The organism is Wolbachia endosymbiont (group B) of Camptogramma bilineatum (assembly GCF_947251825.1).
Taxonomy (GTDB): domain Bacteria; phylum Pseudomonadota; class Alphaproteobacteria; order Rickettsiales; family Anaplasmataceae; genus Wolbachia.
Genome location: NZ_OX366391.1, coordinates 655,389 through 675,217, shown reverse-complemented (window position 1 = coordinate 675,217; position 19,829 = coordinate 655,389). Strand labels below are relative to the sequence as shown.

Genomic DNA, 19,829 nt, shown 5'->3' with positions numbered 1-19,829 from the left:
AAAGGGATGTAATATGTTAAAAGGCATGAAATCTTTATTATACAAAAGTAAAATGTCGAAATGTTTTTTCACAATGTTACTTGCATGCTTTATTATGCCAATATGTAACGCTCAGCCACCTCAAAAAAATAACGTACATGAGTTCACATCAGCCACATGGAATACCAACGGCCCGCGCTGGAATGTTGTGCAAGCGTTGATGAATTATGGATTAGACATTTTAGCCATTCAAGAAGCTGGAAATATTGGAGATATTTCTAGTCAATTGTCTAGTCCGGCCGGCAATCGATTACAGATTTGCTTTGGAGGGTTTGACCTTGAGCCTAACTCAGACGTAGGCGTTCAGGAATATATTTGGAATACTGGATCAGGAACTTTTTATATGTATTATTACAACAATCGTTTAGATACCCCGTCAGCTCCGGGAACGAGTCAAGGGACTACTAAGCAAAATATGGCAATAATTTCCAGGCAAAGGGCAGGTGAAATTGTACTCATTCCATCTGGAGTTAGACATACACCAATAGATGCTGCGTCAGAGAACTATCAATCCCGCACTTTTATAAATCGACCAGTTTTAGGAATACGTATTGCCAATAGTGTTTTCTTTAATATTCATCCAGAACCAAATAGAACGCGTAATGAAGCTCCTGAACTGATAAACGTTATACAAAATTATATGGAGACATATTATCCTGATCAAACCTGGATGGTGATGGGAGACTTCAACAGAACTCCAGCACAACTTAGGTCAGATCTCCCTAGTGCTAATAATGGTAGGTTTATCGATATAATGAATTCAAGGCAGAACACACGATCATCAGGTGAGTTAGACTATAGCATTGTGGGTGGTCCAGCAATCCATCGAACTGCTATCATTGCAATAGTAGTACAATTACTACAGATGCAGGTGCCAAACCCCTCAGATCATAAACCTGTTAGATTTAATTAATCTCTAAATATAATACAATGGTTGAGATTGTTCATCAACTTAGTGAGTCATCGATTTATTTATATAAAATTTATAGGATTTAAGCCATCATGAAAAAATATTTGAAGTATATAAAAACATTACAACTGGCAAAGGGTATTTTGGCAGGTTCGATTTTTCTTTCATCGTACTGTTTTGCTGATGAAAATTATTTGTTAAGTGGTAAAGTCACATTAATGTCAGATAATTTTAATTATTGTGGTTTTATTTTAGATAACTATCAACAGCCTGGTATAAAAATATACAATAGAATTTTCTGTGATTTTATAAGAAAAGCTAGGGATTTTGACAAAAAGTTACTGTTGAAATGATCGGTGATCCTAGCACTATAGATAGCATAACTAAACTCAAAGGTGTGCGTTTTTTAGACAGAAATTCCAGTTGGTTTACAAATAAAGATGGTATTGAAGAATCATATTCTTTAAAAGGCAATATAGAAGATATCTATTATAATGCTGTTAATAGTCGTTGCTATATTGCAATTAATGATCCTCGCCCATCAAAAACGAAATATAATAATAAATTTCATGAAACTAATAGTAAAAGTATATGTGAATTGGCAGAGGACGCCTTTTATCTAGGGTTAAAAGTTGAAATTCAAGCATCTTTAGACCCACATCCGGACTATGCTAATGACATTAGGATTCTTAAATTAGTAAATTCGTGTTCAAATTCAAAAAGTCACTAAATTTAATCTTCTGATGGAGGCGGAATCAGAGGAATCACTCCACTGCCATTAAGTTAAGGGAAAGAGAAGTTAAGATTGGACAAAAAATTTGAAGTGATTGATAATTATGGTAAATACTAGGGTGAATTTTTAAGAAAAGGGAGTCTAAAAAGTGCAAGTTATTTAAAAAAGTAATAATTGCAGGTTATTTTGCAAAGAATGTACTAATGCAATGATACTGAAAAGATATCTTGAATTTAAAACACATGTTTTCTAGCTCTTTTCTGTTAGTTGAGTGAACGAATATCAGATATCTTATGACGATCAACTCTTCTCCCTTTTCTTACCACTAAAGTGTTCATCAAAAATAACTGTGATAGTCGATCCATAATGCAGTCTATGTCTGACTCTGTAGAAAAAATATCAAAGGCTAAGTTTTTAATCGCATTAAATGAGACAGATTTATTGATGCTTTTTTTTAGTTTACTATTCTGTGCGCTCAATGTCTCTTCATCATCTTCTATCATGATACTTTCTAGATTACTGATGAAGATAGTTGACCAAAAATCCTGCTTGATAGTTTCAATACTTTTTCCTGTGAAATTCTCTAAATTTAATCTTCCCTTCAGCCTAGAAAAAAATGTTTCTACTCCCCAGTGCAAGTAATATAATCTCTCAAACTCTTCGACTGTAAAACTTTGCTCATCTAACAGAGATGTTACTAACACTTCAACTTCTCCAGAAGAAAGTATTATTTTGACTAACCTGAATTTCATCTCATCAGGTAATCCTAGCTTTCGTAGCTGTCTTGCTACTTTAATGACACTACCACCGTACTAGATGGGCTTTCCGGCTTAAACATAGCGTTTATTTCATTGAAAGACGAACTTGGACAGCGAATTATATAATTGATTTTCCTTCCTGTAAGCTCAGCAAGAAATCGATAAGATACGTATCCTCTATCACAGATTAACAAATCGTCTGATTTTATGGATTCAAGCATACCGATCGCTAAATCAACCTCATAGCTGTCACCTCTACTTAGCACAGATTTTATTGCAATATTATTTAGCACATCGTAGCAAACTTCAAAGGTTGCACTTGTATAGTCTTCAAATCTCTGGATTCCATTCCATACTGCTCTTGAGCCAAACTCGCCTATTATTTTGTCGCTCTTTGGCAGAATCAGTATTGAAGCATCAAATGCAAGTACTCTGAAGCCATGGTGGGTTTTAAATTCCTGATCTTGGTAGTATAGGGAAACTATATCATCATTTAACTCTGAAAACGCAGTATGCTTTAGCTTCTTTCTTGCTTGAGTAAATGCACTTGCCGTAATTGTGTAATCTTTTCTTGTATGCAGAACAAACTCATTAAGCATTACTTGTAATGACTTTACACTCTTTCTAAAAATCAGGAGAAATACATTAATGAAGGGCAGCTTTCTTTTTCGTGAGAAGTCTTTTGAGGATGCTCTGTGTGCGTTTATAAAGTTTAAACTCATCAATTTATTTTTTATAAACATGATTATTCTTTTTTTTACTCATGTCATTACTTCTTTTAATTTTTGGATCTTACCTGATTTTACAATACAGTCCATCACTTTCCCTTAACTTAATGGCAGTGGGAATCACTCCTGCCATTATTCTAGCAGAAATTAGATGTAGAACAAAAAAGCCAGTTAAGATTTAATTTGGTGGGAAAGTCAATCATAAGTGTTGGAAGTGGTGGTAAAAGGATATAAAGAGCTATTATTACAGAAAAATGAGGGTAGTCATCGATCAAATAGAAGGAATACTAAGATTAATTAAAGATGATGATCTGGAAAGGCATGATGGGTCAAGCTACTACTGAATGTGATGTTTGCCTCTGGATTGTGTTGATTATCAAAAAGCTATGAAGTTTTTATTTAATTAACTTTCTAGAGCAAGTAATAGATGATAAATATATGCGAATACAATCACAATTGAAAGTTGCATCAGTTGAGATGGATGATATAACACCTCAAAATATTAAATGTTTGTAGCAAGAAGCAAAGGCAATGATAGAAAGTTATCAAAGAGTAATTGATGTGCTATCAACATGATATAAGTTTATGAAAAAACTTTTTTTTTCTGATGAGAGAGTTATAAAATTCAAAGCTTTTTTGATAAAAATAAACTTTTAAAAAATAATTTGGACGTTTTTTCTACCAATCTTGTATATATATAACATAAACTTGAAAAAGTTTTTTAAATGTGATCTGCATTTGACAGCTTGTGTCGAGGCAAGGGACTTTTTAAAATAATGTAATATATCTCCAGAAAGAGGATGGATGGTACAAGACTATCTATCAACCAATAAATTAATCGAGGAATAAAAATGACTAAAATAACCCAGTTTGACAATCCGAATGACATCGAAAACATGGATAATCTGAAAATAAAAGTGTCAACCGGAAATCTATCACCTAAGATATACGCTAACGGCAGGAATCAGCTCGAAGTAGAAATTACCGCAAAGGCAACGAAGAAAGTTGGTGATGAAGATAAACCTCTTCACTTTTCGAAAGATACGTGGATTGGTATATTAAACTTACGCTATGCTCAATCTGACTCAAAGCTTAACCGTAAAGGCAACAGCGGCTGGTGTTTTACTGGTGACAAAAATGATTATTGCGGAGAAGTTGGGGTAAATTCAGCTTCAAAGACTTCATGTTTTAGTGTAAATGATGAAGGTACTGTTATTATCTGTATGTATGTATATGCTAACCTGACAAAGGGAGAAACTGAGCGTATCGCAGTCAGTGTGGATACCAATAACGGTAAACATTTTACCACAGCAGATAATTCGACTAGCATTGACACCATGTCTGTTACTGTTAATGCGTTACCAAAAATTGATTATAGCCTACGACAAAATATAAAATTAGATGGCATGCCTAAAAGTATAGATGATTTCAGTAAAATTGTTTCTAATATGGCAGTAAGGCGAAGTCTTAATGACCCAGAAGAATCTGTGTGGTATGTAGGAGTTAGTTCAAAGAAAAGGTTTACTATTAAACCTGCGCTTGTAGAATATGGATATGCATTTAAATTAATTAGTCCAATTAGGAATAATGCAAACCTGTCTTCATGTAACTTTCCGGATAACATAAAACCTGACATGATTCGGGGAACAGGGGGTGCTAATTTCGATGCTCAGTTTATATTTGTTAATCAAAAAACTTATGGATTAAGTTCTAATAGTAAAATCAATGTTCATGATAATAGTAGTGCGAGAGGTTATTTATACCATTACGAGATTGGCGTAAACGATACAAGACATTATTGGGAGAAAAACTTAGATGATGGTTCTATCACCGTAGATATCTGTAATCACCGCATCCCATGGCCTGATATAATCAAATATGAATGGGAAGATCAAGGTAAATTGATTAAGTTAAATGTAATAGATAATTATGGAAATGGCGGAGTTGTTACAATCGAAGCACCTAATAATGAGCATTTATGGCCAATATTATATGTAAATGGAGAATGATAAAGTATTATGTATACACCATCGTATTATACTAGTGCTGGTAATTTCATCAGCGCTGTTCAAGGTAGCGTCGATCCACGCACCGGACTTTTTAATGTTCACCTGCCGCTAGCAAACGCTCAAGCCAATGCACTAATGGGACCAATGCTGTCACTTACCCTACTGTATTCACCTTTATCCACAGTCGATAATGGTTTCGGGAAAGGATTTCGCTTGAACTTCTCCCGGTATGATAAAAACACCAGACAGTTGTTGCTTTCCAATGGTGAAGAATACCGAATGGGTAACAATGATCAGGTGCAACAACAAAAACTCAAAAGCTTTATCTTTAAAAAACTAGATAACAACACCTGTCAGATTGTCTATAAATCTGGCCTCATAGAACATCTATCCCTACGTAGCGGTGAAATTTATGTTCCCTCACAGATTTCATCCGCTGATGGACGAACACTGAACTTAACCTGGGATTCCTCCTTCTCTCCGGCTAGGCTAACCCAGATAACCGATGATGAAGGAACACTTTTGTGCTCTGTAACCTATCCTGATATTACTTCGGCTGATACCATATTCACACTTTTACCGGGGAAGGCAAATCTTAGTTATAAAATTATCTTTAAGTTCCATAATGGAATGCTAGAAAAAGTTACCAGTGAGGCAGTTAACCCCGGTCTGGTCTGGTCCTTTGGATACGAGTATATTGGTCCACAAAAAAAATTATTTGGCGATTACAGATGTTCGTTCACCCACTGGGCTGATAGAAAAAGTTAGCTACTATACTCAAGCTGAAGACAGAATGGCTTTTCCTGATACTGCCAATCTAACTCCACTACCATGTGTACATCAGCACACGCTTATTCCTGGTGGGGGGAATCCTCCAAGTGTTACTATATGGTCTTACACGCAAGAAAATTATCTGGGGAAAGATGCTCCTTTCAATCAGTGCAACCGGACCAGGACCAGATGTTGAATATACTGCTTGCCAATTATCAATATGGTTCAACTGCGGAACATCAAAATGCAGATGGGTTAAGTAAGGTAACCAGGCGTTATAACTCCTATCACCTACTGATATCTGAAACAATTGTTAGGAAAGGAAAAAAATACGTCAGTGAAACCGAGTATTACGCAAAAGCGGGTGTCAATTTTAATAACCAACACACCCAGTATGCATTACCAAAAAAGCGGACAGAGTCTTGGTCTGAGCTCAGCGAGCAATGTGTAACCTCCTCCCGTACCATGGTGACGCATTATCAATTTGATGAATTCGGAAATCCTGTTTACCAGGAAACGTCGGACGGGACGATTAGTGAATATACCTATTATCCTGCAACAGGAGAAGGAAGTAACTGTCCGGCAGACCCGTATGGGTTTACCCGGTATTTAAAAATACAAACTGTTACACCACCGAAAAAAAAAGTGGTAATGAACCAGCAAGCATGACTCGTTACAGTTGGCAGAAGTTGGAGTCATTAACGAGTAACAGATACGCAGTAGTGCAGAAGACTATGGAGCAGACTATAGGTAATAGAAGTAGCCTGACTAATAATACCTATTACTCTGAAAAAAGATTATCAGCACTATATGGTCGAATTAATTGCCAAGATGTTACTTTGACACCCGATATCAACCAAGCAAGAACGTTTACAAGCAAAGAGATATTTACGTATGTAATTAGTAAGGCATCCGATCAAATCCTAGAATGCCGTGAGTTCAATGGACACGATGGTTTAACCGCAAAAAAACGACAGTTCGGCATATGTGGCACGGCACAGTGATGTCTGAAATCACTCCACAAAATGTGGAGATTCGTTATTGCTATGACACTCTGGGTCGAATAACACGCCGTACCTTATGTCCAGATTCCGAGTATGAAAATACCAGCACATGGGAATATGGTATTAGTAAAGAAGAAGGTCCCTATTCAATAGAAACTGATGCATCAGGGAATAAAAATAAAACGCATTTTGACGGTGCTGGAGGTGCTATCAATCAGCAAAGATTTGATGTAGATACTGCTGCGTGGTATGGAGGCTTTTTCTGCAGCCATAATCCTCTAGGTGAAGTAATCTCCTGCACGGTAAGGGACTGGCTGCCAGGTGGTACCGATGTTTTCCCTTTGACATCAAACGTTACCTATGGTGGATGGGGAGAAAAGAAAGAAGTTGCATTTTCTGACGGTAGAAAAACACTGCAACAGACTGACCCCATTACTCTCACCCAGACGGTTTATAGCCAAGCCACAGGTATAACAAGCGGCAGCATAACCACGGTACTGGATGAAAAAAGTCAACTGCCGATTAGTAAAGTACTAAAAGAAGACCCAAACGGCAAACAAATATACAGCTCGAGCCACTATACCTGGAACGGGCTCGGCCAGCTATGTGAGGAAAAAGATGAACTGGGTCATATTACGAAAAGAACCTATGATGAATATGGTCGAGTGTTAACACAAATTCTGCCTGATGGTACTATCGTGAGCCGAACCTATGCACCTCACCTAACCGGTAATCAGGTCGTTTCCATAAGCGTCTCTGGGCGTGATACTAATGGTACTTTCCGGACCTGGAAGCTTGGCACTCAAACTTTTGACAGTCTGGGAAGGATAACAAAATGTGTTAGCGGTGGTCGCACCACTTTATACAGTTATCAGGGAGCATCGCCAGGGCCGTCAACTGTTACCCTACCATCTGGTAAAACTGTGAAATACAACTACATTCCAGCACTGGGCAATTTAGTTAGCAGCATTGTTACTGATGGTATCACCCAAACATTCAACTATAATAAGAAAACCGGGGAATTGCTGGAAGCTCAGGAAGCCAGCTCAAAGCTTGAGAATACCTGGTCAAAGGCCGGTAAGCTAAAGGAGGAGGCATTTTCGCATGATGGGCAGAACCGTAAAGCAAAGTATACTTATACACTAAATGGGGCTCCTATCTCCTATACCGATGTTACCGACAAAAAGACTCAGTACAGTATGGATGCTCATGGTCGAGTAACCAGTATTACCGATGATACATTGATAGTTAGCATATCTTATGACGATTTGGGGCGGTTAAAAAAGCAAACTGTTCGCGACATTGCCTCCACCTCATGGCTGACCACCGCCCTAAACTATGATAGCTTTGGTCGCGAAATTACGCGTACGTTGACTAACAACTCTAAAATGACACTGGTATTGTCACAGAAATGGAAAAAAATGGTCTCCTTGCCGAACGCACTACGCAGAAAAATAATGTTGAACTACGCAAAGAGCAATATGACTATGACGACCGTAATCGATTAATCAGTTATAGCGCATCAGGTAGTAGCCTTCCTGTTGATGCCTATGGTCATTTAATGACAGCGCAGAATTACACCTACGATGCACTGAATAACCTTACATCCGTGTTTACTTGGCTTTCTGACGGGCGCGCAAACAAAGCAAAGTATAGTTATGACAATAGTAGTGACCCGACGCAGTTGACAAAGATCACCAATTCACACCTAGAGTATCCAGTAGATATCATTCTAACCTATGACGCTGAAGGTAGGATGAACCGTGATGAAACTGGCAAAATACTGACCTATGACGTAATGGGACGTCTGACTAGCGTTAGCGGAAACAATGGCCGCTCAGGCACCTATGGTTATGATGCGTTGAACCGCTTGATTACCCGCAACACCGGCAACAATGATATTGTGGAATTATATTACCGTGGGGCTGAACTGGTCAATGAAGTTACCGCATCAGCAAACAAGGAAACCAGACTGATTAAAACAGGTCATACCTGCCTGGCTATAAGTAACGACAAGGGCCTGACTCTAACGAATGGAGACAATAATGACAGTCTATTGTGGTCCGAAAATGCTAGCACCTCAGACAAAGAAGGTCAGCTCCACGTCTGGTCACCTTACGGCAGTGGTACACCCGACAACAGACTACTAGGCTTTAACGGTGAACGTGTTGACCCGGTAAGCGGTACTTATCATCTGGGTAATGGTTACCGCGCTTACAGTCCAGTTTTGATGCGCTTTAACTGTCCAGATAGCTTGAGCCCATTTGGTGCTGGCGGTATTAACCCTTATGCCTACTGTGCTGGCGACCCAATAAACCACACAGACCCGTCAGGTCATCTTAGCTGGCAGGGTATTGTTGGAATAGTGGCTGGAGCGATAGGGCTTGCTTTTGCAGTGTATACAGCTGGATCATCAATAGCTGCGGCTGGCGGGGTAATGGCGGCCATCAGTTCAGCCTCGGCTCCATCATTTGCTATTGATGTTTTTGGTGTTGCATCGGACATCACGGCGATAGCCAGCGGTGCAACAGAGGAAGCTAGTCCTGAAGCTTCTTCGATACTAAGCTGGATATCACTAGCCATGGGACTGACTGGAATGGCTGTTGGTATTGGTATGGGATTGCGAGTTTATCGTGGAAAAACGGGGTATAGATATAGAGGAGACAGCTATCAGGGACATTCAATCTATGAAGAAGCCTGGTTTGAAGACGTCCATGATGCTGTGGTCCGAGAATTAAAAAACAAAAGAATATCACCGAAATGGCATATAATTGAGCACAATAATGCCCTGAAGTTTGGTGCAGACACTCAAATAACAAGTAGTGATATTACTATTCCAATCAAACATTTATCCAAGATTCAAGAGGATCAACGTTCAATTATTATTTTAAGCGGCGGTCATGGTAATGAGTTTGGTGCTAACTGGACCAGAGTAAGAGATAGCGGTCCTCCTGGACCTTTACCACATATTATTAGGTCTCCCTGGCAGCATGATCCTGATTTTTGGGTTGAAGATGTTGAAAGATTTGTAGGAGATAAAAAATTTTAATCACTACGGAGTAGGATTAGTATAGTTGATATTTCTGAAATGAGCGTTTATAAATTCAGAGACATTATTTGCAGCGATAGTCATGTTATTCTTGGATTTTGTTTTGGACGGAACGATAAAGCACTTCGATATTTCCTGGGTATAAATTCAGTTATTTCATATGTAAACCCTCCCAAGTTATAACTATAGTATTTCCTAAAGTAAATGATAAAGGTATAATAAAGTATTTGAGTTATAATGGCATATAGTGTGGATTTAAGGGAAAAGGCAGTATTGATGATAGAAAAAGGTAAGACAAAGGTTGAGGTAGCAGAGCTTATGGAGATAGGAATAGCAACTCTGTACCGTTGGTTAAAAAAGAAAGCTGCTGGTGAAAGCCTCAAGCCATCTAAAAACGGTAGCTTTATTCGAAAAATAGACCCCAAAATACTCGAAGAATATGTTACAAAGAATCCAGATCATACTCTGGCAGAGATGAAACAAAATCTTGGATTTGGAATAAACTCAATTTGGTATAGACTAAAACAGCTAAAAATTACTTTAAAAAAAAGTCACACTATATCAAGAGCGCAATCAAGAAGATAGGGAGCAATTTATTGATAAAATCTCAAAAATAGACCATTCCAGCATCTTATATATAGATGAAGCAGGAGTTGATAATAAGTTATACCGAGAATATGGACGCGCTCCAAGAGGAAAGAAAATTTATGCAGATATTCCAGGGAGAACTCGAGAGAGAATCAGTATAGTAGCCGGGTGGATTGGAAAGAGATTTATTGCACCAATGACTTTCAAAGGTGGGTGTGACAAAGAGGTATTCAATACATGGTTGGAGAAGATGTTATTACCTACATTGCCACTTGCACAACTATAGTTATGGATAATGCTACATTTCATAAGACCACTAAAACAAAATCATTAATAGAGTCTTTTGGCTGTCATTTGCTGTATCTTCCAACATATTCACCAGATTTGAATCCTATATTTTTAAGTGCTCGATGAATTGTTTGTCTACTAATATTGCCCCAGCATCTCTGACTGAGTTTTGCCACCTTGCTCATTTGCAAATTCGGCAAATGCATTCCAGTCGGTAATTTTATGCCACGCTTCCAGGCTTTTTTGACTGAAAATCTCCCGTTTTCTCACGTCTTTTCTTCCACTCATATAAAGTTGTTTTTCCGATCTTAAATCTCTTGGCAACAGTTTCTCCACTCTCCCCTTCATCCAACGCTTCCATTACCTTTTTCCTTAAGTCATAACTATATGCTACTGGCATCCTTACCTTCACTACTATAAATCTACATCTTACTCTTTTTGGACTATTATGGGAAGCGCTATAATAAAGCGAAACGAATTACACACCTTTGTCGTATTGCCGAAAAGATGGGTTGTTGAGAGATCTTTTGCTTGGTTGCAAAAATGTAGGCGATTGTGGAAAAATTGCGAGCGGAAACTCAACACTAGCCTACAAATGGTCTTTCTTGCTTTCGCTGCTTTGCTTCTGAAAAGATTATGAACAGGCTCTAAGAAACTTTACAATCTCAATATGACCTCCTTTAGAAGCATGATGTAAAGCTGTCCAATTATTTCTATCTTTGCTATCAATAGTAGCTTCTTTTTCTTCAATCAAGTATTGTACAACATTAAGGCTATTGCTTGCAGCAGCATCCACTTATTTTCCCCTTGTTCATTAACACTTAATCCTTGTTGATCGATAAAAAATTCTACAATATCCTTATGTGTAATAGTTTAGACTTGATCTGACAGTCATGAATTATCTGACAGAAGAATCGACGAAGTCAAAACCGATATCAGAATCTGTTTTAATGTTATCAATATTTTTTTGGTAAGCAATATGCATACTATCAAAAAAGGTCTGCATAGGAGTCTTACCATAGCAATACTTACCGGAATGAGGTCTAGTTCTGTTGTAAGAATGCAACCAATGATCGACATCTAACTGAAGCTCCTCCAAAGTACTATAAATCTTTTTCCTGAAGATAATATTGTAACATTCATCTTGCATAGTTCTATGAAACCTTTCACATATACCATTAGTCTGTGGAGAGTAAGCTTTGGTTCTAGAATGATCAATATTTTCTACTCCCAAATATAACTGGTAAGCATGATTTCCTGGCTTGCCACAATACTCTGTACCACGATCAGTTAAAATGCGTAGCAATGGAACTTTCTGTTCGTCAAAAAATGGTATAACTCTATCATTGAGAAGATCTGCAGCTGTGATAGCAGTTTTCTCCGTATAAAGTTTAGCAAAGGCCGCTCTAGAGTAGGTATCAATAAAAGTTTGTTGATAAATTCGTCCAATACCTTTGATATTACCTACATAATAGGTATCTTGACTACCTAAGTATCCAGGGTGTTGTGTCTCAATTTCGCCATTGGCCTCTTTTTGTTCCTTGTTTTTTTCTAAAGCAGCAACTTGCTCCTCTGTCAAAATTATACCGTCTTGGATCACCTTCGCTTCCAGTGCTTTCAATCTCTTTTTAAAATTTTCGAGGTCGTTTCTTTGCCATATTGACCTTATCCCGCTAGCAGATATTAGAATTCCTTTTTTCTTTAACTCATTAGCTGCTCTTTCTTGTCCATATGCTGGAAACTCTACTGCTATTTTAACTACTGCTTCTTCTGTATCCTTTGGTACTCTATTGGCAAGTAATGGTTTGCTTTTGTTTATCTCATATAATGCTTTTTCTCCTCCTGCTTCATACAGTTCTTTAAAACGGTAAAATGTATCTCTCGAATATCCCATCACTTTACATGCCTGTGATACATTCCCTAATTGTTTTGCAACCCAACTTTGGTTTTAGTATTTTTTCTTGTGTTATACTCATATCTGACACTCCTTTAAAATTTATTTATATTTTTATCTTACTTTATTAGTCTGTCATATCAAGTCTAAACTATTACACCTTATGCCCATTTTTTGCAGCAATGTGCAAAGGTTTTTCCCTACTATCTGCTCTTGCGTTTACATTTGTTTTTTTTTTCTACCAGAAATTCTGCTGCTTTTGTATAACCGTTGCAAGCAGCATAATGGAGTGGTGTCCAGTTATTCAGATCTGAATAGTTAACATCAATCTCATTTGCAAAAAGACCTTTAATCTTATTAATGTCATCACCAAAGTTATCTCCTCTTACAGCATTGAATAGCTCTCTACTCCGCAATAACTTTGCCACCTCCCTGTGACTATCTCCTTTTTCAACAGCAAGTTGCAACGGCGTTTCTCCACTTAAACCCGTAGCGCCAATATTTGCTCCTTTTTCTATAAGAAATTTTACTACCGGTAATTGATTTTTATAAACGGCATAGTGAAGCGGTGTCCAGTTATTTTTTCCTACTTCATCAATATTTGCTTGCTTACTCAGAAAAAGCTCTACCACGTCACCTTTGCCATAAGTAGCAGCAAGATGTAAAGGTGTATTTCCGTCAGAATCTTTAGCGTTAACAACATTTGGATCTTTATTGATAAGTTCTGTTGCTAGCGTTTTATACCCTAAGCTAGCAGCGTAATGTAACGGCTGCCATCCATTTTTCTCGTATGAATAATTAAGATTTTGAATATATTTTCTGACCTTTGATACATCATTTTTCCTTATAGCATCAATCAACGCCTTGCCCTGCAACATTGCTTTAACTTCTTGCCGATTACTTTCACCTTGGGAAAGCTGTTGAGCAAGGTCAAGTGGAGTTACACTATTAGAATTTTCAGCATAAATATCTGCTTCTTTTTTTATCAAAAACTTTACTAAATCGCTGCTACCTTTGTTAACAGCATGATGTAGCGGTGTCCAATTATCCTTTCCTTAATCATTAATATCTAGTCCCTTCTCATCAATGAAGAATTTTACAATTTTTGTATGTGCATGGCTGGACGCAATATGTAAGGGTTTATCTCCATCATTAGTTGTAGCATTAATGTTTGCTCCTCTTTCCACTAGTAGCTTTACCAGCTCTTGAGCTTCTGTTTTTTTATTAGCAATATAATGTAACGGGGTCCATCCGTTGTTATCTTCACGGTTAATTTCAGCTCCTTCCTCAAGGCATTTTTTGATCTTATTAATATTTCCTTCTTCTATTGAATTAAGCAATGCTCTACTCAATAATAACCGTGTTGTTGCCTGATGGTCTTTTTCTTTAGCTAATTGTAACGGTGTCTTGTTACCAGAATTTATAGCTTCAATATTTGCTTCCTTTTCAAGAAGAAGCTCTACAATATTTTTATGACCTTGATCAGCAGCAATATGTAAAGGCGTATTTCTCTCATAGTCTTTAGCATTAATAACACTTAAATCCTCTGCTATGAGCACTTCTGCTGAAGATTTATAACCTAAACTTGCAGCATAGTGTAATGGAGTCCACTTATTACTTTCATACAGATAACTAACTTTAGCTTTCCTCTCAATAAGATTTGAGACTTCTGTAATATCATTCTGCTTTACAGCATCAATTAATGCCTTACCTAGCAGTATTTCTTTCACTTTTTCATAGTCCTTGTCTTTAATGAGGTCAAATGGAGTTTTATTGCCATAATTTTTAGCATTGATATTTGCTCCCTTTTTCTCTACTAAGTACCTAACGACATCAACGCGATTACTTTCAGCAGCATAATGTAGGGGTGTCCAATTATCCTTTCCTTGATCATTAACACTTAGTTTTTTTTCATCCAAAAAGAACTTTACAATATTTTCATGTCCGTTTCTTGCAGCAATGTGCAAGGGCTTATTATTATCAGAATTTCTAGAATTAATGTCTGCATTTTTATCTACTAAAAACCTTACAAATTCCAAATCATCTACTGTTCTATTAGAAGCATAATGTAAGGCTGTCCAACCATTCTGATCTTTATAATCAATTTCTCCTTTTTCAAGACATTCCTGAACTTTTTTACTACTTCCTTCCTTTGCAGCATCAAGCAATGCTTTATTTTGTCGTAACTTTTCCCTTTCTGATTCTTTTCCCCAAAAAATTCTGTAATAGATTGAAACCTCTTTTCCTCAGCAAGCTGTAATGGTGTTTTACCAACAGGATTTTTTTTGCTAATATCTGCTCCATTTTCTACGAGGAATACCACAACTGAGTACTTACCTTCTTCAGAAGCGTAATGCAATGGTGTCCAAGCACCATTAGCTAGAGCATCAATCGTTGCGTTTTTTCCTACTAAAAACTTTGCCATCTCAAGTTCACCTTTTTTAGCGGCATAGTGAAGTGGCGTCACGTAATCTTTTCCTGGATCATTAACATCCATTTTTTTCTCATTAATAAAAAACTCTACGATTTTTGTATGTCCATTATCTGCAGCAATATGTATAGGCTTCTGCTGAGCATTGGTTTTACCATCGATAAGGTTTATACCTGTTAAGTTTGCTAAAAATTCTGTAGCGTTTAAGTTGCCATACTGAGCAGTATAGTGTAGCAAATTCCACCCATCTACGTCAGAATGCCCAGCAATAGTCACATTATCGTTTATAAGTTCTACAACTTTTCTGTTATTATTATTTCTTATAGCTTGTTTTATATTTTCAAACTGCTCTGATGGCATCTAACCCTCTCTAAAATTGACAAAATCCTCACCAAAAAGCTCTTTGCATTAATAGGTTATGTATAAACATTTTACAGTGCAATATTTATTTTAAAAATGCAAGTTTTGGATTAAAGGAAAACAGAAAAGACCGGAAAGTAGAGTAAACTCAATAATTACAAAATAGAATACAGTCTTCTGGAATAAAGTAATTTCCTGCGCGAAACAGCGCTATCCATGTTAAAGAATTAAAAAAATGGAATTGCTGTCTTTCTATAGTATAAAGTACAAATAACTGATTAGGTGGCTTGAGGAAAGAATACTGAAACAATACCTTAACTTCTCTACTCTGAGATTGACGTGCATTTAACATCCCATTTGAAGCCTGTGTTAGCAAGAGCTTTAATCACTAAATGAACAATATCGCGCAATGCTTCATCCTTAATTTTTCTATATTCCCTTACTAATCGGATATTTCTTCGCTGCCCACATCGCTACGAAAGGCCTTATCATGCAAATCTTCAGAGGCTTTGGTAAAAAAATATGACATATCAACTGACAAAGCTTCTGCCAAATTATACAATCTATCAACTACAAGCCTTACCTCTCCAGTTTCATATCCTTGTATATGCTGAAATGAAATTCCAAGCTTCTTTCCTAAGTCTCTTTGATTAAAACCACACATTAACCTTCTTTTCCTTATTCTTTCCCCTATTTGTTTATCGATAGGATGTTGTATAGTCATTTTACGTATCAGGTAATATTAACTATGTATTATCACTTTGAGAAAAAGATTTTACCAATATATAAACTGCACTACGTAACCTTTTGCTCTTAATTTCGTTATATCCTTTAACTAACTTTAACACCTCTTAATCATAAGCTTCATGTGAGTCAGCATGCATATCAGTAAAAAAGTTAGCAACATCAATAGATAGAGCTTTTGCTAAGTCATATATCCTACTGGCTAAAACACAATTTGAACCATTTTCGTATTTTTGTATCTGTCTGTATGAAACACCTATTCTCTTTCCTAATTCGGTCTGTGTCAAACCACGATCTAACCTAAGTTGTTTTATTTTTTTACCTAATTGTATGCGATCCACCTTTAATTTTAGCTATTCAATTTACAACAAATTTTATGAAAAAGCTAGCAAAGTAATTGCTTTAATAATTTCTGCCTCTCGCTAATTAAATCGCTTGGCCTTACGTATTTTTTCTCAATTTCCCTCATCTCTTTTTCTCGCTCTGCAATGCTATTTCTTATTACTTCAGCTGAATATCTACTTTTGCCACCTGTAAACTCTGATCTTAATCTCCTAACCTTATATTCGAGCTCAGCAAATTTTTCATGTTTTTCAAGGAGTTCTATCATGTGACTGATTTCAGAATTTAGCTTTTTTTCCTCAATATCTCTCACAATAAAAGAAAGGAGAAGCTTATCTATTTGGTAATCAATATTTGGTTGATCAGCAAATAGATTAATTAGGGCTTTTACATCAGTAGGATTTGCAACTAATAAGCTAAAATTACTATATAAAAAACTATAGAACTTTATCATCTTCTCAAGATAATTTTTCATATCCTGTGATAATGGTAATTCTTTGCTGATTCCTGACAGCGATATTTTCAATTCTTCCAAGTATTTCGTATCAAAATTACTTACTTCTGTAGGTAAAAGAATCATCAGCAGCTTTTTTACAAGCTCAACATCATTTGACTTAACTACATTATAAAGAGCTTTTTCCTTATCTTCTTTTAAATCATAAAGTTCTGATGAGTTATCTGTGCTGAACAGATATTCAGTATTTCCCTGAGGAGAGTAGATTAAAATGTCCACTTCTCTTAGCGGGTGGTCATCATTAAACTTTTCTAGTAACTGCTTATCGGTAATTTCCTCTATCGCTACAGCTGCTTTACTGATCCTTTTCAGCTCAGAAACATTATCTCTTGAATTTTCAAGTATATCTTTAGCCTTGTCTAGCAGCTGCTCATATAGAACTATTTTTTCTTTATTATCAAGTAGCTGACAATGCTTTTTCAGCTTTTCAGTAGAGTAAGATAGGAGATCCATTTCTTTCAATTTTATAATCACAATACCCCATTTTTGTTGAAACTGAAATAATTTTTATAGGATGTGTTTTTCTAGTGTAAATGCCCGTAAAGTTTGTTATTATAATATACAGTAAATCAATAAGTCGTATAGCGTTGACAATTAAATAACATTTATCACGTTATGATCGAATAGTAATAAGATTAAGTGAGGGTTACAATGAAAAAAATAAAAAGTAAAAAATTGTCTAGTAAAATGTTAAAAGCGGTAGAGCGAATAGCAAAAGAAGGGTTGTTACCTAATTTTATAAAAGCTGCTCCAACAGCAAATAAAAAGATCAGTAAACTACCTGTCTTGTCATATCCTGAGGAGCTCAATCCATTTCGATCAGCTTTATCCAAGATAAGGCTAAGTGAATATGAAAATATGAAACTAAATGAATTCTTGGAAAAAGCTATTGCAGCTAAAAATATAAACGAGTTAAGTAAAGTTGTTGATGAAGCTTTGGATTTAGGAATAAGAATAAATGCTGCAATAAAAATGGCTTTAGCTTCGCTAACGTTACAATGTTTAAGATGTATCGTGATGGATTCAAAGGAAATAAACAAGAGGATATAATCAGGAAGTTAGCTTTAAATGGGGCAGATTTTAATGTACAAGTTGATAATAAAATAACTGAAATTTATCAAAAGGTGCAAAAAGAAATTGAGCCACAAATATATGATCTACTCAAAAAGCTCAGGGAAGTTGGAGAGAACGCTACTATAGAAGGAACTGTTGAAAATATAGAAATTGATAATAAGACCTTCTATATAGAATTTTCACATAGCTGCATAGTTGATGTTGCAAAAGTTGTAGAAGGTGCAAAAAATTTAGGCTTAAGTAAAGGAGACTTAAACCTTGGTGGCAATATCCTAAAAATAGGTGATGGTGAAGTTGAAGTCAAAACTGGGAAAGACGGCAAAAGAAACTACGTGGATATATCAGATAGCAGTGCTTTTACAGTAACACTTTGCACTAGCCTAGGAGAGCTAAATTTAATGGTATATCATGACACAGAAGACTATCATCAAGTACAAGTTGAGGTAGAAGATGAAGAAATGTGGAATGAGTTGCAAAAAATAGGAGAAATCGTAGGACAAGGTTGTTTATTTGGTGGCATGTCTGTTAAAGAAGCAGTAGAAAAAGGCAGTTTTACTAGGTGTGGAAGATGGGGCGATCCAAATTCTAAGAGTAGTGAGACTTTTTCTTGGGTAGATAAATTAAAAAATGATAAAACGACATCTGTAGGACGTTTTTGATTGATGGCTATGTTTTACATAGCCATAATTATTGCAAAGTAAAGTAGTTCTTGGAATTTAATCAAGATTACCATAAAAATTTTACCTTAACTAGCATTGCTTGTAGAAGTGGATTGAAGATATATTCAGGCAATATTATTTATTGGCAAGCGCTTTTATCACTGAATGCACAATATTACGCAACGTTTCATCCTTAATTTTCCTGTATTCCCTCACTAGCCTTGATATTTCTTCACTACCCACATCGCTACAAAAGGCCTTATCGTGTAAGTCTTCAGAAGCTTTGGTAAAAAAATATGACATATCAACGGACAAAGCTTCTGCCAAATTGTACAATCTATCAATTACAAGCCTTACCTCTCCAGTTTCATATCCTTGTATATGCTGAAATGAAATTCCAAGCTTTTTTCCCAAATCCCTTTGACTAAAACCACACATTAACCTTCGCTTTCTTATTCTTTCACCTATTTGTTTATCAATAGGATGTTGTGTATCCATTTGTTAATGTCTTAATTCATATATACAAACAATACTAACTTTCATTGTAACCTTGAGAAAAAGATTTTACTAACGTATAAACTACACTACGCAGCCTTTTACTCTTAATTTTATTATATTTTTTAACTAATTTTAGTATTTCTTCATCATAACTTTCATGTGAGTCAGTATGCATAACAGTAAAGAAATCAGCAACATCTATCGATAGTGCTTTTGCTAAATCATATAATCTACTGGCCAAAACACAATTTGAACCATTTTCGTACCTTTGTATCTGCCTATATGAAACACCTATTCTTTTTCCCAACTCAGTTTGTGTTAAACCACAGTATAACCTAAGTTCCTTTATTTTTTTGCCTAATTCCACTTTTTATTACTAATTTTAGCTGTTCAAGCTTATATTGAATTTTTTAATTTATGAAGTGGAAAAAAAGAA

General features: G+C 36.2%; 22 protein-coding genes and 6 pseudogenes. 16 read left to right on the top strand and 12 right to left on the bottom strand.

Annotated elements, in window-relative coordinates; all coding sequences use genetic code 11:
- Nucleotides 1-13 precede the first annotated feature (13 nt).
- From OPR44_RS03435 to OPR44_RS03425, 3 genes are all read left to right on the top strand, one after another.
- Nucleotides 14-952: an endonuclease/exonuclease/phosphatase family protein gene (locus OPR44_RS03435; RefSeq protein ID WP_265015339.1), complete on the top strand. Its 939-nt coding sequence runs from the start codon at nucleotides 14-16 to the stop codon at nucleotides 950-952.
- Nucleotides 953-1,041: 89 nt separating this feature from the next.
- Entirely contained in the window at nucleotides 1,042-1,302 is a 261-nt protein-coding gene (locus tag OPR44_RS03430; protein ID WP_265015338.1) for a hypothetical protein, read from the top strand.
- Nucleotides 1,299-1,679, top strand: coding sequence for a hypothetical protein (locus OPR44_RS03425; protein ID WP_265015337.1), 381 nt, complete (start codon nucleotides 1,299-1,301; stop codon nucleotides 1,677-1,679). The genes OPR44_RS03430 and OPR44_RS03425 overlap by 4 nt, the downstream gene beginning before the upstream one ends.
- Before the next feature lie 266 nt (nucleotides 1,680-1,945).
- On the opposite strand, the pseudogene OPR44_RS03420 reads toward OPR44_RS03425, so the two are convergent.
- Nucleotides 1,946-3,183 (bottom strand): annotated as a pseudogene (locus tag OPR44_RS03420) (IS4-like element ISWpi18 family transposase).
- A 396-nt stretch (nucleotides 3,184-3,579) separates the two neighbouring features.
- On the opposite strand from OPR44_RS03420, the pseudogene OPR44_RS08770 reads away from it, so the two are divergent.
- The 10 genes and pseudogenes from OPR44_RS08770 to OPR44_RS03385 all read left to right on the top strand — a co-directional run.
- Nucleotides 3,580-3,681: pseudogene (locus OPR44_RS08770) on the top strand (patatin-like phospholipase family protein); the annotation flags it as partial.
- Between the two features lie 338 nt (nucleotides 3,682-4,019).
- Nucleotides 4,020-5,177, top strand: coding sequence for a hypothetical protein (locus tag OPR44_RS03415; RefSeq protein WP_265015336.1), 1,158 nt, complete (start codon nucleotides 4,020-4,022; stop codon nucleotides 5,175-5,177).
- Nucleotides 5,178-5,186: 9 nt separating this feature from the next.
- Nucleotides 5,187-5,945: a hypothetical protein gene (locus OPR44_RS03410; protein WP_265015335.1), complete on the top strand. Its 759-nt coding sequence runs from the start codon at nucleotides 5,187-5,189 to the stop codon at nucleotides 5,943-5,945.
- A gap of 192 nt (nucleotides 5,946-6,137) precedes the next feature.
- Nucleotides 6,138-6,617 (top strand): hypothetical protein, encoded by a 480-nt coding sequence (locus OPR44_RS03405; protein ID WP_265015334.1) that lies wholly within the window; start codon nucleotides 6,138-6,140, stop codon nucleotides 6,615-6,617.
- 316 nt (nucleotides 6,618-6,933) lie between these two features.
- On the top strand, nucleotides 6,934-8,460 hold the full coding sequence (locus OPR44_RS03400; protein WP_265015333.1) for an RHS repeat domain-containing protein: 1,527 nt from the start codon (nucleotides 6,934-6,936) through the stop codon (nucleotides 8,458-8,460).
- A gap of 548 nt (nucleotides 8,461-9,008) precedes the next feature.
- A complete protein-coding gene (locus tag OPR44_RS03395; RefSeq protein WP_265015332.1) occupies nucleotides 9,009-10,001 on the top strand; it encodes an RHS repeat-associated core domain-containing protein in 993 nt (330 codons plus the stop codon).
- Nucleotides 10,002-10,040: 39 nt separating this feature from the next.
- Nucleotides 10,041-10,184, top strand: a complete 144-nt coding sequence (locus tag OPR44_RS08765) for a hypothetical protein (RefSeq protein WP_406829274.1) — start codon at nucleotides 10,041-10,043, stop codon at nucleotides 10,182-10,184.
- Between the two features lie 54 nt (nucleotides 10,185-10,238).
- Nucleotides 10,239-10,586, top strand: coding sequence for an IS630 transposase-related protein (locus tag OPR44_RS03390; protein ID WP_213864026.1), 348 nt, complete (start codon nucleotides 10,239-10,241; stop codon nucleotides 10,584-10,586).
- A gap of 10 nt (nucleotides 10,587-10,596) precedes the next feature.
- The gene (locus OPR44_RS08760) at nucleotides 10,597-10,875 is read left to right on the top strand and encodes a transposase (RefSeq protein WP_406829277.1); all 279 of its coding nucleotides are present in this window, start codon (nucleotides 10,597-10,599) and stop codon (nucleotides 10,873-10,875) included.
- Nucleotides 10,827-11,003, top strand: a complete 177-nt coding sequence (locus tag OPR44_RS03385) for a transposase (protein ID WP_320157106.1) — start codon at nucleotides 10,827-10,829, stop codon at nucleotides 11,001-11,003. Before OPR44_RS08760 ends, OPR44_RS03385 begins: the two co-directional genes overlap by 49 nt.
- Here the strand turns inward: OPR44_RS03385 and OPR44_RS03380 are convergent.
- Nucleotides 10,979-11,277 (bottom strand): annotated as a pseudogene (locus OPR44_RS03380) (IS630 transposase-related protein); the annotation flags it as partial. The gene OPR44_RS03385 and the pseudogene OPR44_RS03380 sit on opposite strands and share 25 nt — an antisense overlap.
- A 60-nt stretch (nucleotides 11,278-11,337) precedes the next feature.
- Between OPR44_RS03380 and OPR44_RS03375 the strand changes: the two are divergent.
- A pseudogene (locus OPR44_RS03375) lies at nucleotides 11,338-11,517 on the top strand (transposase); the annotation flags it as partial.
- On the opposite strand, the gene OPR44_RS03370 reads toward OPR44_RS03375, so the two are convergent.
- From OPR44_RS03370 to OPR44_RS03335, 8 genes and pseudogenes are all read right to left on the bottom strand, one after another.
- Nucleotides 11,512-11,673 carry an ankyrin repeat domain-containing protein gene (locus OPR44_RS03370; RefSeq protein WP_265014714.1) on the bottom strand — a complete coding sequence of 54 codons (162 nt, stop codon included), beginning with the start codon at nucleotides 11,671-11,673 and terminating at the stop codon, nucleotides 11,512-11,514. The pseudogene OPR44_RS03375 and the gene OPR44_RS03370 sit on opposite strands and share 6 nt — an antisense overlap.
- A gap of 102 nt (nucleotides 11,674-11,775) precedes the next feature.
- Nucleotides 11,776-12,813: pseudogene (locus OPR44_RS03365) on the bottom strand (IS481 family transposase); the annotation flags it as partial.
- Between the two features lie 161 nt (nucleotides 12,814-12,974).
- The gene (locus tag OPR44_RS03360) at nucleotides 12,975-13,760 is read right to left on the bottom strand and encodes an ankyrin repeat domain-containing protein (protein ID WP_265015330.1); all 786 of its coding nucleotides are present in this window, start codon (nucleotides 13,758-13,760) and stop codon (nucleotides 12,975-12,977) included.
- Between the two features lie 66 nt (nucleotides 13,761-13,826).
- The gene (locus OPR44_RS03355) at nucleotides 13,827-14,939 is read right to left on the bottom strand and encodes an ankyrin repeat domain-containing protein (RefSeq protein ID WP_265015329.1); all 1,113 of its coding nucleotides are present in this window, start codon (nucleotides 14,937-14,939) and stop codon (nucleotides 13,827-13,829) included.
- Nucleotides 14,940-15,079: 140 nt separating this feature from the next.
- Nucleotides 15,080-15,562, bottom strand: a pseudogene (locus OPR44_RS03350) (ankyrin repeat domain-containing protein); the annotation flags it as partial.
- A gap of 442 nt (nucleotides 15,563-16,004) precedes the next feature.
- Nucleotides 16,005-16,286 carry a helix-turn-helix domain-containing protein gene (locus OPR44_RS03345; protein WP_265015328.1) on the bottom strand — a complete coding sequence of 94 codons (282 nt, stop codon included), beginning with the start codon at nucleotides 16,284-16,286 and terminating at the stop codon, nucleotides 16,005-16,007.
- A 127-nt stretch (nucleotides 16,287-16,413) separates the two neighbouring features.
- A complete protein-coding gene (locus OPR44_RS03340; protein ID WP_265015327.1) occupies nucleotides 16,414-16,647 on the bottom strand; it encodes a helix-turn-helix domain-containing protein in 234 nt (77 codons plus the stop codon).
- Between the two features lie 44 nt (nucleotides 16,648-16,691).
- On the bottom strand, nucleotides 16,692-17,615 hold the full coding sequence (locus tag OPR44_RS03335; protein ID WP_265015326.1) for a hypothetical protein: 924 nt from the start codon (nucleotides 17,613-17,615) through the stop codon (nucleotides 16,692-16,694).
- Nucleotides 17,616-17,813: 198 nt separating this feature from the next.
- On the opposite strand from OPR44_RS03335, the gene OPR44_RS03330 reads away from it, so the two are divergent.
- Entirely contained in the window at nucleotides 17,814-18,212 is a 399-nt protein-coding gene (locus OPR44_RS03330; RefSeq protein ID WP_265015325.1) for a hypothetical protein, read from the top strand.
- On the top strand, nucleotides 18,170-18,895 hold the full coding sequence (locus OPR44_RS03325) for a hypothetical protein (RefSeq protein WP_265014708.1): 726 nt from the start codon (nucleotides 18,170-18,172) through the stop codon (nucleotides 18,893-18,895). The genes OPR44_RS03330 and OPR44_RS03325 overlap by 43 nt, the downstream gene beginning before the upstream one ends.
- 135 nt (nucleotides 18,896-19,030) lie before the next feature.
- Here OPR44_RS03325 and OPR44_RS03320 read toward each other — a convergent pair whose 3' ends face one another.
- Both OPR44_RS03320 and OPR44_RS03315 read right to left on the bottom strand, forming a co-directional pair.
- A complete protein-coding gene (locus OPR44_RS03320) occupies nucleotides 19,031-19,393 on the bottom strand; it encodes a helix-turn-helix domain-containing protein (protein ID WP_265015324.1) in 363 nt (120 codons plus the stop codon).
- 34 nt (nucleotides 19,394-19,427) lie between these two features.
- The gene (locus OPR44_RS03315) at nucleotides 19,428-19,760 is read right to left on the bottom strand and encodes a helix-turn-helix domain-containing protein (RefSeq protein ID WP_265015323.1); all 333 of its coding nucleotides are present in this window, start codon (nucleotides 19,758-19,760) and stop codon (nucleotides 19,428-19,430) included.
- Nucleotides 19,761-19,829: the final 69 nt, after the last annotated feature.

What these genes read in the sequence shown, in the direction of transcription:
- OPR44_RS03435 (WP_265015339.1), top strand. Translation starts at nt 14, where the DNA reads ATGTTAAAAGGCATGAAATCTTTATTATACAAAAGTAAAATGTCGAAA.
- OPR44_RS03400 (WP_265015333.1), top strand. Translation starts at nt 6,934, where the DNA reads ATGTGGCACGGCACAGTGATGTCTGAAATCACTCCACAAAATGTGGAG.
- OPR44_RS03390 (WP_213864026.1), top strand. Translation starts at nt 10,239, where the DNA reads ATGGCATATAGTGTGGATTTAAGGGAAAAGGCAGTATTGATGATAGAA.
- OPR44_RS03410 (WP_265015335.1), top strand. Translation starts at nt 5,187, where the DNA reads ATGTATACACCATCGTATTATACTAGTGCTGGTAATTTCATCAGCGCT.
- OPR44_RS03415 (WP_265015336.1), top strand. Translation starts at nt 4,020, where the DNA reads ATGACTAAAATAACCCAGTTTGACAATCCGAATGACATCGAAAACATG.
- OPR44_RS03325 (WP_265014708.1), top strand. Translation starts at nt 18,170, where the DNA reads ATGTATCGTGATGGATTCAAAGGAAATAAACAAGAGGATATAATCAGG.
- OPR44_RS03405 (WP_265015334.1), top strand. Translation starts at nt 6,138, where the DNA reads ATGTTGAATATACTGCTTGCCAATTATCAATATGGTTCAACTGCGGAA.
- OPR44_RS03345 (WP_265015328.1), bottom strand. Translation starts at nt 16,286, where the DNA reads ATGACTATACAACATCCTATCGATAAACAAATAGGGGAAAGAATAAGG.
- OPR44_RS08765 (WP_406829274.1), top strand. Translation starts at nt 10,041, where the DNA reads ATGAGCGTTTATAAATTCAGAGACATTATTTGCAGCGATAGTCATGTT.
- OPR44_RS03385 (WP_320157106.1), top strand. Translation starts at nt 10,827, where the DNA reads ATGGTTGGAGAAGATGTTATTACCTACATTGCCACTTGCACAACTATA.
- OPR44_RS03425 (WP_265015337.1), top strand. Translation starts at nt 1,299, where the DNA reads ATGATCGGTGATCCTAGCACTATAGATAGCATAACTAAACTCAAAGGT.
- OPR44_RS03430 (WP_265015338.1), top strand. Translation starts at nt 1,042, where the DNA reads ATGAAAAAATATTTGAAGTATATAAAAACATTACAACTGGCAAAGGGT.
- OPR44_RS03335 (WP_265015326.1), bottom strand. Translation starts at nt 17,615, where the DNA reads ATGGATCTCCTATCTTACTCTACTGAAAAGCTGAAAAAGCATTGTCAG.
- OPR44_RS03320 (WP_265015324.1), bottom strand. Translation starts at nt 19,393, where the DNA reads ATGGATACACAACATCCTATTGATAAACAAATAGGTGAAAGAATAAGA.
- OPR44_RS03330 (WP_265015325.1), top strand. Translation starts at nt 17,814, where the DNA reads ATGAAAAAAATAAAAAGTAAAAAATTGTCTAGTAAAATGTTAAAAGCG.